This window comes from Pedobacter sp., from assembly GCF_965249885.1.
Lineage (GTDB): Bacteria > Bacteroidota > Bacteroidia > Sphingobacteriales > Sphingobacteriaceae > Pedobacter.
Genome location: NZ_OZ252254.1, coordinates 3,163,267 through 3,175,846 on the forward strand (window position 1 = coordinate 3,163,267; position 12,580 = coordinate 3,175,846).

Genomic DNA, 12,580 nt, shown 5'->3' on the forward strand with positions numbered 1-12,580 from the left:
GCTTTGCTGCAAATAGTTATTGTATTTCGTAGTTAAACTTAGGTTGTTACTTCTTCGGCGCTCTTTTGTTCAGTTCTTCTATCGGCATGTTCATCATCCTGCCAATAGGCTTTTTATCGCGGTAGGTAATTACCCTTAACATGTTGGCATCAATTGGAACAACCAAAGGTTCGCTGTACTTCGGGTAAAAATGATCTGGAAAGGAATTATCGAAACTGTAATAAATATCTAGTCCGTCCACTTCGGTAGTTAAAGTAACCAACAACTTGCCATCAGCGGTACGTTTTACCGCAAAAATAGGATCATAAACACTTGGTGCATATTTGGTTTCAGCAATATTTAGGCGTTCAAAATGTTGTTCGGTGCGGGCAAAAAAGTTTTTCCAGTTTTTCTTTTCCTTTGGACTCCAAACACTTTCAGCAATAGCAAATCCGCGTGGCCAAGTTTGGTATTCGGCCTGACGAATGTTGTACACTTGTTCCGTCCATAAATTACCTTGACCACCTTTAATATATTTCGGATCCACACCGTCAGGAACAGGATCAAATTCATAAGTTTTGCTCAAGCGTAAACCTTTGTACACTTTAGGTTCTGTAATTTCATCGGCTTGCATGTAATCCAAATAAGCATATTGCGTAGGGCTCATTACTACCTCGTGTTTATTTTTTGCAGCTTGCACACCATACTTCATATCTCGCCAACTCATTACCGCTGTACTTTGCGAAACGCCACCTTCTAACACTTCATCCCACGCCATAAAACGTTTACCATGCTTAGCTACAATTTTCTCCAAGCGGCGTTCAAAATAACCTTGTACCTGCGCCATCGTTTTTAAATTTTCACGCTTCATGAGTTCGGCAATTTGTGGGGTTTTCTCCCAGAAATTATGAGGTGCTTCATCACCCCCCATGTGCATGTATTCAAACGGAAAAATACTAGCTACTTGAGCAACCACGGTATCTAAAAATTCGTAAACCTTTTCGTTAGCTGGACAAAGGGTATTGTCTACCATTGCTAGGGGAGGGGCGCCTCGGCTCCAATCCATAATGCGTTCGCCACTGCGTACTTTGTAATTTACGGCTTCAGGTGTGCAAGAAAGCTCCGGATAAGAAGCCACTGCCGCTAAACTATGTCCTGGTACATCAACCTCTGGTAAAATGTTAACAAAACGTTCCTGTGCATAAGCTACTAATTCTTTCAAATCCGCTTGCGTGTAAAACCCTCCGTAGTTGCGTGGCTCGTCGGCAGCAGGCGGAATAAACGTTCCAAAATTGCCCACACGTTTAACATTCCAAGCGCCAACTTCTGTTAATTTCGGATAGCCTTTGATTTCTATTCTCCAGCCCTCATCATCCGTTAGGTGCAAATGCAAAATATTGTATTTATAGCGCACCATGGCATCAATGTATTGCTTTACTTCTTCTTTGGTGAAAAAATGCCTTGCTACATCAAACATTAAACCTCTCCAAGTTAACCTCGGATAATCGGTAATACTTACACAAGGTACTTGCCATTTCACTTCTTCCTTCACCTCTTCCTTGCTTTCTATTTCTTTTGGCAATAACTGCATCAGCGTTTGTACGCCATAAAAAATACCAGCTGGTTTATTGGCCGTAATTACAATTTGCTGAGGCGTAACTTGTAAATGGTAACCCTCTGTACCAATTACAGCATCATTTCTATCGTTAATAACTAATTTGATATTGGCATTTGCCGACGTGGTGGCTGTTGAACTCACAAAAAAGCCAGTGGGTACGCTCAAGCGCTCCTGTAAAAAAGAAATTGTCTGCTTTAAATCTGCTGGTTTGGTTGCTTGAATTAAAATATTTTGAGGGAGAATAAAATGACCTTCTTGCTTGATTACGGTAACCGGCTCGGGGATAATGGCCATTTCGCTATGTGCATGATTAGCAGTTTGGTTAAATACCATGCCATCTGTAGCAACAACGGTGCTTTGTGCGGCAGCGGTTAGGCAGCTAGCAAATAGTAGTGACGAAAGAAATAACTTCATTATATATTTTTTGTGTGAAATGGCAATTTACCAATTAAGGGTGGCTTAGGCAATGATTATTAAAAAATATTAAAAACTTTCAGTTGAAGAAACATTGATAAACTTAGAGACATTAGAAATATTTTGCAATTGTGATATTTTAATGAAGCACCTGAGACAGCGTAGATACCTAAGGTCAACTAAATTGCACTCACGTGTTTCAAGTGGTAAACTATCCGTGATGCTTTCATAAACCACTAAGGCTCCTTAGGTAACCTAAATCCCTCAAAACTAAGTTCTGCTTAGGTGTCTGAGGTGGTAAAATATCTACTTCAAAGCATCCAAAACCTGAAATAATTTTCTGCTGATTCCAGAGCCACTATAGTTGTTAATGTTGATTACCAAAACATACTTATTTCTATTTTTATCGGTGTAATACCCGGCGTAAGCAGTAATATCATTAATGTTTCCACTTTTGATAGTCATGCCATTATAATCTGGAAAAGACTTGATGTAATCTGAAAACCAAGCTTCCTTTTGCGCTTGAAATAACACCGAAGCCATGGTCATGGTAGTCACCCTATTTCCAGGCGAAAGACCACTACCATCAATCATATTTAAGGCATTTTTATCAACCCCTTTTCCCGTCCAAAAGTTAATGACCGTTTTGGCGCCATTTGCAGTGCTGCCTTCTTTACCTTGTTTATAAGCCATGGTTTTGAGCAGTTGCTCGCCGTATAGGTTAATACTTTTTTTATTAAACCAGTATACCAATTCGCTTAAGGTGGGCGAGAAAACGCTAAGTAAAGGCTGCTGTTGCTGCGAAATACTTTGCTTACTCAGCGCAAGTAAACGAGCGGGGCTTGGCTGTTTGGCACATTCAATGTTAAGTCGTTTTAAAGTGTCCTGTAAACGATAAGCAGCATCAAAAGCGGCATCTGGCAAAGCCAACGAAATGCCTTTTTTCTTAATGCCCATTCCCCAAGTCCCTCTCAGATAACCTACATTGCTGTAAGGAGCTAGAAATGCATAAGCGTTATCGCCGGTTCCACTAGCACCAGTTTTTAGTTCATTAACCAATTGGATATAAGGCATGTTCGGTACAGTTTTCACAATTTCTACTTCACTTCCTGTGCTGTTTCCGGCCCTAAGTTGTACATCAAACTGGTTTTCTCTCCAGCAAATTGATCCAGCACCGGCTCCATAGTAATTGCCAATGTCTTGCCAAATCCAGCCTGTCGGGATGGTCGAAGTGCCAAACGTACTATCATCACTAATTACACTGCCATCAATTTTTTTAATGCCAGCAGCTTTAATTGCGGCCACCCATTGACTTAAAATATTGTTCTCTTTTGTTTGTTCGTAACGCCACGAGGCCAAGCTTGGATCTCCCGAGCCGGTAATGATGATATCGCCTTGCAAAACACCGTCAGCAGTAATTTTACCTGTGTAGGAAAGCTTGGTTTCGTAGCGGAAATCTTTTCCTAAAGTATAAAAAGCAGTAGCTGATGTAATGGTTTTTAACGTGGAAGCTGTAGCTAAGCCGATATTTTCATTGTCGGCAAAAATGACTTTTCCAGTATTGGCATCTAATACACAAAGCGAGGTAATGGCGTACTTTGCTTGCTCATCTTTTTTAAGAACCTGATAAGCTCGTTCCAGCTTTTGAGCGGTTGTTTGGGCATTTAAAATTTGAGGTAGCGCAAATAGAAGTAGGTATAGTGCTCTTTTGATTAACATATTATGGATTCTTAAAAAGTCTCTTCTGGCAAAAATTTATAAAACTTACATTTTCGGAAATTGACTAGCAGTAACCTCAGGAATAACTACCAAGAAGTCAAATCCTTTGATTAAACGCGATAACTTGACATCTGTTACTTTTATTTTTCCGTTTTCAATAGCTCTTCTAATTGGTGCCATATCGAAGCATTGCCATTCTGTTCCGTTTACCAATTGGAGGAACGGTTTTAATGATTTTAATGAACCTTCATTTTCATCAATTTTAGATGCGGGATACCCTTCAAATGGCGAAGCTTGCCATCCTGACTTTCCAAGCACAATGATATGCAATGAACTACTGAATTGGCTATCTTCAATATTGTTAACTAAATTGCCAATATCATAGATTTCTAACAAGCTTTCGCCTTTGGCAACGTGGTTAGCGCCGTATTTATAGAGATTTTTCTGCTTTGCCCAATTGCCATAATCTGCCATTAACTGATTTTTCATCAACTGTATACGTAGATGGTGGTTTTGAGATTTGTAAATTTTGGCACTGAGCTTTAAAGCCGCTATGATTTTGTTTTCTTCAGTACTTAATTTTAATTTAGCGAGTTCATTAATTTGAGTGTCAAAATCTGGAGTTAGCAAATAAAATGGATTTTTCTGATCTTTTAGAAAAGCAGAAAAATGTGCTTTAGATTGATCTCTGATAGTTTTGTATATTTCTCTTGCCTTATTGTTTTTGGTGGTTTGCATGAGCTCGTTACAAATCAGTCGATCAGCAACTAATAAGATTTGATCTGTACCTCGAATGGTAGTTTTCCCGTTGACAAGCTGTTTAAGTAGATCAAATTCTGGTTTAAAGGCGTAGAAAGAAAAAGTGTTTCCATAATCAGCGGCATATTTATTTAATGCGTCTGCCGAAAGTGTTTTTATCTTTTGCTCGAAAATGTGTGCCGTATATGGGTCAATCTCACAGAAGAAATTGTCAAACTTAATCTGTCCTGCTAATTTGGAAACAAAGAATGGAATCTCGTTGGTGAAATGCTCTTCGCCAATCAATATGTTATTACTTTTCTTTGCTTTTTCAATAATTTTATCCCAACCTAAGCCTTTCAATTCGCCGTTAGAAACTGTTAAACTCGTCTGACTGCGTTTTGCCATTGCGGTAACCAAACTATCCTGAGCGGAAATAAATTTAGTGCACAATAGCATGGTGAAAAAGGCAAGTAAAATAGGTTTCTTCATTATCTAAACGGATATTTTTTAAAAGCTTTGAAAAATTTAGTCATAAAAAAAGTGATGTTTTTCACATCACTTTCTAAGATTATTAGTAGTTAAACTAACTTATTTTCCATTAAGTATTCGGCAATTTGTACTGCGTTGGTGGCAGCACCTTTGCGGAGGTTATCTGCTACTATCCACATATTCAATGCATTGTCTAATGACTCATCTCTGCGGATACGTCCTACAAAAACCTCATCTTTTTCATGAGCATCTTTAGGCATTGGATATTTCAGATTTGCTACATCATCTACTACAATAATTCCCGGCGCTTGCTCTAAAATGCTGCGAACTTCAGCTAAATCAAAATCATTTTCAAACTCGATGTTTACTGATTCAGAGTGACCACCCATTACTGGGATACGAACTGTAGTAGCGGTAACTTTAATGCTATCATCGCTCATGATTTTGTTCGTTTCTTTGATCATTTTCATTTCCTCTTTGGTGTAGCCATTGTCTTGGAAAACATCAATGTGAGGCAACACGTTCAAGTCAATTTCGTAGGGGTAAGCTTTAGGACCATCAATGCCTTTACGCTCGTTCATTAATTGATCAACTGCTTTTACTCCGGTTCCAGTTACTGATTGGTAAGTAGAAACAACAACACGTTTGATTTTATATTTGTCGTGTAGCGGTTTAAGCGCCACTACCATTTGTATGGTCGAACAGTTTGGATTCGCAATGATTTTATCTTCTGCAGTTAGTTCAACAGCGTTTACTTCTGGTACCACTAATTTTTTATCAGGGTCCATTCTCCAAGCTGATGAGTTATCAATTACGGTAGTTCCAACAGCTGCAAAACGTGGTGCATTTTCTAAAGAAGTGCCGCCACCAGCTGAAAATAACGCGATTTCGGGGCGCATTTCAATAGCAGTGTCCATGCTAACAATTGGATACTCCTTACCCTTAAACTTAATTAACTTACCAACGCTCTTTTCAGAAGCCACTGGGATCAATTCGGTTAAAGGGAAATTTCTTTCTTCCAATACTTTTAACATTACGGTGCCTACTAGGCCGGTAGCACCTACAACTGCAACTTTCATTTTTCTTGTTTAATTTTTGTGTATATTTATTGATTTAAAATTGTTGATTCCCCAAATATGAGAAAAACTTTACTCTTTTTAACCTTATTGTGCACTAAACTTACTTTTGCTCAGTTAAATGATAATTTTGCTGATGGGGATTTTACAAATAATCCAACGTGGGGAGGCACAACAACATCATTTCAAATTACGCCTGATCTTGCACTAACGTCCAACGGTCCACAAGCTACTAGTACTTTGTACTTATCAACGCCTAATGCCCTGGCTGGTAATGTTGCTTGGGAATTTTATCTCAATTTGGCTTTTGACCCAAGTACCACCAATTATCCAAGGATATATTTAGTTTCTAACAATCAGGATTTATCTGCCACTGCTGGCATTCAAGCTTATTATTTACAGCTAGGTTCTAGTACAAGTGCGGAGAATTTCAGCTTGGTCAGACAAAATGGAAGTACATCAACCACTATTTTAGCCTTAGCTGATAAAACCCGACCAAGCGCAGGTTCGGTAACGGTTAGAGTGCGTGTTGAACGTAATGCGGCTGGCCGATGGGATATTTATACCGATTTTACTGGCGGCACCAATTTTACTCATGATGGCTCCGTAGTAGACAACACTTATACGTCAACCTCGTATTTTGGGGTGTATTGCCGTTACAGTACCGCATCAAGGTATAACATGTTTAAGTTTGATGATTTTAAGATAGAAAGTTACGTTGATAACACGCCGCCAAATATTAGTGCCATCAAATCGTTGAGTGATAAAACATTTGAGCTTACATTTAACGAACCTATTGATGCGGTTTCGGCAGTAGTAAATAGCAATTACACAATTAGCGGCATTGGCAGTCCAACCTTAGTTGAAGTTTTAACTGGAAGTAGTGTGAGGCTTACTTATGCCAACGATGTGCCTTCTGGGCAATACACGGTTACCGTGAACAATGTTGCGGATATTAAAGGAAATAGCATTACCACCGCTAGAACCAGAACTTTCATACATGTAAAATCTTACATCGCTAAACGTGGCGATGTTGTTTTCAATGAAATTATGGCGGCGCCAAGCAGTTCAGCTGTGTTAAGTAAAGAGTATTTTGAACTTTACAATACCACCGATAATTACATCATCATCACCGGTTGGAAATATAAAGATGGTTCAACTTCGATAGCGACTTTTGCAGCAGATACGTTGGCACCGAAAAGCTATCGAATTGTTTGCGCCATAGCCGATGTTGATCTTTACAAGCCTTATGGCAAAACTTTGGGCATATCTCCTTGGCCAGCTTTAAATAATGATAAAGATGACTTAAACTTATTTTTACCAGATGGAGCTACAGTAATTGATTTTGTCTCTTATACAGATGCATGGTATAGAGATAACGGTAAAAGAACAGGATATGCTTTAGAGCTCATCAACCCAACAAGTCCGTGCGGTGGTGCGTTTAACTGGACAGCAAGTACTGGCGCCAATAACGGTACTCCGGGAGTTCAAAATTCTGTTTACGACCCGCAATATGTAGATAACGTTGCTCCTAAGTTGCTTACGGCTACGATTTTGTCGCCTACACAAATACAAGTAGACTTTAACAAGGCGATTGCCGAAAGTTTGTTAACTAACGTAAATAATTATAATATCAACAACGGCATTGGGCGGCCCGCTTCAGTGGCTTTAAATGGTACGGCAAATCAAAGCGTGATATTAACCTTCTCACAGGCTATCGCTGCTAATATAGAAAGCTTGCTCACTGTTACAGGAATTTCCAACTGTAATGGCGTACCAATTGATCCAGCTGCAAATACAGCTACCATTTTAATCACCGATCCGATTAAGCCTGGTGATATTTTAATTAGTGAAATCCTGTTTAATGAACGTGTTACCGGAGGAGATTTTGTTGAAGTATACAACGCTACCAATAAAATATTGGATTTAAAGGAGCTTACTATTTCTAATCCGGCTGCTTCTGGTAGTACAGGCCCAAGTAAAAGAACCATTTCTTCTACTTCGGCATTCATTCGTCCTAAAACTTATTGGGTGATAACTGCCAGCGCAGATGCAGTGAAGCAAAATTACAACGCTCCCCATCCTAACCAAATTATACAAATTGCTAGTATGCCAACTTTCACTAATTCAAGTGGCAAGGCTGCCATTTGGAGTGGCGATATCGCAATTGACTCGCTTTCCTATAATGAAAAGCTGCATAACGCATTACTTAAAGTGGTGAAAGGTGTTTCTTTAGAAAGAGTTTCTTTTGCAAAGCCCGCCAACGATGCTGGCAATTTACAGTCGGCCGCTGCCTCAGCTGGTTTTGCTACGCCAACCTATAAAAACTCTCAAAGTGAAGATGAAAGTGTTAAAAGTGCAGTTACGTTAGCTAACAAAACTTTCTCTCCAGATAATGATGGCTTTGAGGATCAATTGCAAATCGACTATCGCTTTAAAGGCAGTGGTAATTTAGCCACCATCAATATCTATACAGATAAAGGCGTATTGGTACGTAAATTGGCGAGAAATATTACCATGTCAACACAAGGGAGTATCATGTGGGATGGGTTGAACGATAGTGGACAGCTGTGTAAAGTAGGTTTGTACGTAATTAGGACGGATATTTTTAACATTAATGGCAGCACAGATAGCTTCAAGCAAACCTGTGTGCTGGCATCTAAACTGAACTAAAAGGTGTCTTTTTTCCTGTCCAAGTTTCTTTTATTCGTCATCAGGCCTTTGGTTTGGATTTTGGTGTTGGGTGTTTACGCTGTTTTTTCGAAGAATAAGCGATTTAAAAAGAAAGCTTTAATCACCGCCATATTATTGTTGTTCTTTTTCACTAACAAGTTTATTTTGGGTACGGTTGCAAGTGTTTATGAGCCTAAAGCACCAAAGTTATCTCATTACGACGTCGGGATTTTATTGGGTGGATTTTCAAGTTATAACGAAGAGACAAAGGCATTGAAAGCCGAATTCTCTTCTGATAGATTAATACAGACGATTAAATTGTACCACAATGGTACGATCGATAAAATTTTAATGAGTGGTGGAAGTGGTGGTTTACTAAATGATGATCCTCCTGAGGCACTTTACACTCAAGAATACTTCAGGGCCATACATATTCCTGATAGCGCCGTGATTATTGAAAAGGAGAGTAGGAATACCAAAGAAAACTTTCAATATACCATTAAGCTGTTCAAAAAAATGAATTACTCCAACGCCCGTATTTTGGTGATTACTAGCGCTTGGCATATTCCACGTACAAAGTTATTGGCCGAGCAACAAGGACTTACTAATGTTACCTTTTATCCAACTAATTCTATAACTGATAATTTTACGGTAGAAGACTATCTACTGCCACAGGCAGGGGCGATGTACGCTTGGGAGTTATTACTAAAAGAATGGGTTGGGTATGTAGTGGCGAAATTAGGAATTACATAAAAAAAACTTACGAAGTTTTTAAAGCTTCGTAAGTTCAGATGTGCTTCAATTGGAATGAAAGAAGCAGTGATATTACAACAAATTTCCTTTGATATATTTGATGCTGGTATTGATAGAACCAATATAATCGGGTTTGTAATTGGTTTCTTGCTCGAGATAAATATGCTTTACCCCAGAGGTAGCTGCAGCGGCAAATATACTTTTGAAATCAATGCTGCCTTTACCTATTTCTGTATTCCAATCGCGATTGGTTTTATCCATATCCTTCACGTGCCACATTTTAAATCGCTTAGGATATTTTTTGAATAGCTCAACCGGGTTTTGACCAGCATATGCTGCCCAATATAAATCGAGTTCAAAGTGCACTAAACTCGGATCGGTGTTACTAAGCAATAGATCTAGACCAGTTTGGTTACCATGCTTTTCGAATTCAAAACCGTGATTGTGGTAGCCCATATGCATACCTGCCTTTTTGCAAAGTTCGCCGGCAGTGTTTAGTCTGTCAGCCACTTTCTTGTAATCATCAGCTGTTTTGCGCAAATTTTCTCCAAGCCACGGCGCTACTACATATTTGCTTCCAAGTATGGTAGAAGCCTCTATGTAAGCCTTAATATCGTCCGAATTTCCCGTAGTTACATAGTCATCGAAACCAAAGTGACCGCTAGGTGAGTATAAACCGTTAGCATCTAATAAGGCTTTGAACTGCTTCGGTGTAAGCCCCCAAAAACTGCCGTCCTTTGGTGCATATCCGTAAGTTTCCACTTCCTTAAAGCCAGCTTTTGCCACTTTTTGGATGACACCTTTTACATCTGCTCCAATGATATCGCGTAAGCTGTATAGCTGTATACCAATTGCTTGGCCTTGCTTCGCAAATGCTTTTGTAAGCGACGGTGCCACAGCTAAGCTAGCCGCTAGCAGTCCCGTTTCTTTGATGAAATTTCTTCTAGTGCTCATGATGATTAATTTTCTTCAACTGCCGCGGTTTTATTGTCATCTCTAAAAAATAATATAAAGAGTAGGGCCACAACGGCTGAAATAGCCGCTGGGATAATCCAAATGTTATACCAATTATGGCCTCCATCAACTACATACTTATCTACTACTACGCCTGAAATGATTGAACCAAAAAGCATCCCAACGCCGTAGGTTGCTAAGGTGATGAAGCCTTGCGCAGCACTTTTAAATTTATCTCCAGCTAATCTATCCGTATAAATTTGACCTGTAACAAAGAAAAAGTCGTAACATATACCATGTAGTACAATGCCTCCAATCAACATCCAATAGTTGGTGTCGGCGTTGCCAAATGCAAAAAGCAGATATCTTACAACCCAAGCAATCATGCCTATGGCTAACATCTTTTTAACTCCCAGTCGAACAAAAAACAACGGCATTAGCAACATAAAAAGCGTTTCGGAAACTTGGCCTAATGATTGTTTTCCAGCGGCAGCTTTCATTCCAACTTCGTTAAGAAATGGATTGGTAAAATTGTAGTAAAATGCAAGCGGTATACAGATAGCTACTGAAGCAATGAAAAATAATAGATAGGATTTGTTTTTTAACAAGCCGATAGCATCTAATCCGATGATATCACCGAATGAAGTTTTCTCTCCTTTTTTTGCAGGAGGGGTATGTGGTAATGCAAAGCTGAATAAGCCCAATAATACCGAAGCTACCGAAGCCATTTTAAACGTTAGGATTAAGTTGCCATCTTGTTCCCAATTTAACCATCCAATTACTAAACCGGCTACAATCCATCCGATAGTTCCAAAAACTCTTACTGATGGGAATTCTTTTCCTGGATCCTTCATTTGACGAAAAGAGATAGAATTTACTAAAGCCAGGGTTGGCATGTAAGCAATCATATATCCTAATACGAAGGGGAAGAAGCTTTCGAAATTAATTGACGTTGAAGCCATCCAAAGCAAGACACCTCCGCAGATGTGCAAAAAGCCTAATATTTTTTGAGCTGCGAAAAACCTATCCGCAATTAGCCCAATGATAAACGGCGCAATGATAGCGCCAAGTGATTGCGTGCTATAGGCCGAACCAATTTGTACGCCATCGGCTGACAGATTCTTGGTAAGGTAAGTTCCCATTGTTACAAACCATCCTCCCCAAATGAAAAATTCGAGGAACATCATAAAGGATAGCTTAAAGCGAGTTGTTGAGTTCATATTTAGTTTTGGTTTTTTATAAACTGTTTAAATTTCAGTTAAACTTTTTACTTGTCAGTCTGAGCTTGTCGAAGACTGCTTGTTAAAGAATGTTTCGACAAGCTCAACATGACACCCCGTATGTTAATCAACAGAAAGTTAAACAGTTTTTTAGTTTTTGGTTGGTTTTTTGGTTTTTAAAATAGTACTGATACCTGACCACTAACACCTTTTCCCTGTTATAGTTCTTTAATCATGATATTACGGAACCAAACCTCATTACCGTGATCTTGTAATGCGATTTTTCCTGTTTGATAAGTGCCAAAGCCTTCCCATTTAGCAAATTTGCTTCCAGCAATTAAATTCTTCCAATTTTCATCCCACATGGTGGTTTCTACCACTTTAACGCCATTTAGCTTTAACGTTAATTTTCCTTTATCGCTAATAATTTCAGCCAAGTTCCATTCGCCCACTGGTTTTACAGGTTCTGATTTGCTTTGAATCATATCATACAAATCTCCTGCACGGTGCTTAGTTATTTTACCATCTGGATGACCATCGTTATCCAATATTTGCATTTCTGGACCGGTTAGATAGGTTTGTTTATACTTGGCTGGATCCTCGTGTACGAAAAAGATGATGCCGCTATTAGCGTTTGGCGCCACTTTCCATTCTAGTTTCAAGTGAAAATTGCCATACTCTTTATCCGTTACCAAATCGCCGCCGTCCTTGTTTTTCAATTTCGGATCGAAGTGAAGAACACCATCTTCTGCATTCCAAGCTTTGCCAACAACATCTTTGCCGTAGGTATGCCAACCTGAAGTTGTTTTTTCATCAAATAATGGGGTAAAACCTCCGTTTTTCTTTTGTGCGTTAGCACCAATTGAAGCAACCATCAGTGCTGCTATTAATATTTTTTTCATCTGTTATATTTAAAACTCCAACAACCTGCAGAGACTGTCGGA

9 protein-coding genes are annotated in these 12,580 nt (G+C 39.1%); 2 read left to right on the forward strand and 7 right to left on the reverse strand.

Translation table 11 applies throughout. The features are described 5' to 3' along the window. Window positions 1-46 precede the first annotated feature (46 nt). The 4 genes from ACY2A0_RS13485 to ACY2A0_RS13500 all read right to left on the reverse strand — a co-directional run bounded on the left by ACY2A0_RS13485 (window position 47) and on the right by ACY2A0_RS13500 (window position 6,039). Complete coding sequence (locus ACY2A0_RS13485) at window positions 47-2,011, reverse strand: beta-N-acetylhexosaminidase (protein WP_461790004.1); 1,965 nt, start codon at window positions 2,009-2,011, stop codon at window positions 47-49. A 306-nt stretch (window positions 2,012-2,317) separates the two neighbouring features. Continuing rightward, on the reverse strand, window positions 2,318-3,730 hold the full coding sequence (gene dacB, locus ACY2A0_RS13490; protein ID WP_461790005.1) for a D-alanyl-D-alanine carboxypeptidase/D-alanyl-D-alanine endopeptidase: 1,413 nt from the start codon (window positions 3,728-3,730) through the stop codon (window positions 2,318-2,320). Between the two features lie 45 nt (window positions 3,731-3,775). Then, the gene (locus ACY2A0_RS13495) at window positions 3,776-4,960 is read right to left on the reverse strand and encodes a hypothetical protein (protein ID WP_461790006.1); all 1,185 of its coding nucleotides are present in this window, start codon (window positions 4,958-4,960) and stop codon (window positions 3,776-3,778) included. 89 nt (window positions 4,961-5,049) lie between these two features. Continuing rightward, a complete protein-coding gene (locus tag ACY2A0_RS13500; protein ID WP_427532586.1) occupies window positions 5,050-6,039 on the reverse strand; it encodes an aspartate-semialdehyde dehydrogenase in 990 nt (329 codons plus the stop codon). Between the two features lie 57 nt (window positions 6,040-6,096). Here ACY2A0_RS13500 and ACY2A0_RS13505 point away from each other — a divergent pair, with 57 nt between their 5' ends. Together ACY2A0_RS13505 and ACY2A0_RS13510 are read left to right on the forward strand one after the other, a co-directional pair. Continuing rightward, window positions 6,097-8,709, forward strand: a complete 2,613-nt coding sequence (locus ACY2A0_RS13505; protein ID WP_461790007.1) for a lamin tail domain-containing protein — start codon at window positions 6,097-6,099, stop codon at window positions 8,707-8,709. A gap of 3 nt (window positions 8,710-8,712) precedes the next feature. After that, on the forward strand, window positions 8,713-9,462 hold the full coding sequence (locus ACY2A0_RS13510; protein ID WP_461790008.1) for a YdcF family protein: 750 nt from the start codon (window positions 8,713-8,715) through the stop codon (window positions 9,460-9,462). Between the two features lie 72 nt (window positions 9,463-9,534). On the opposite strand, the gene ACY2A0_RS13515 is transcribed toward ACY2A0_RS13510, so the two are convergent. The 3 genes from ACY2A0_RS13515 to ACY2A0_RS13525 form a co-directional block, all read right to left on the reverse strand. Next, entirely contained in the window at window positions 9,535-10,416 is an 882-nt protein-coding gene (locus ACY2A0_RS13515) for a sugar phosphate isomerase/epimerase family protein (protein WP_461790009.1), read from the reverse strand. Window positions 10,417-10,421: 5 nt separating this feature from the next. Further along, window positions 10,422-11,636: a nucleoside permease gene (locus ACY2A0_RS13520; RefSeq protein WP_461790010.1), complete on the reverse strand. Its 1,215-nt coding sequence runs from the start codon at window positions 11,634-11,636 to the stop codon at window positions 10,422-10,424. Window positions 11,637-11,854: 218 nt separating this feature from the next. After that, window positions 11,855-12,538, reverse strand: coding sequence for a 3-keto-disaccharide hydrolase (locus ACY2A0_RS13525; protein ID WP_461790011.1), 684 nt, complete (start codon window positions 12,536-12,538; stop codon window positions 11,855-11,857). Between the last annotated feature and the right edge of the window lie 42 nt (window positions 12,539-12,580).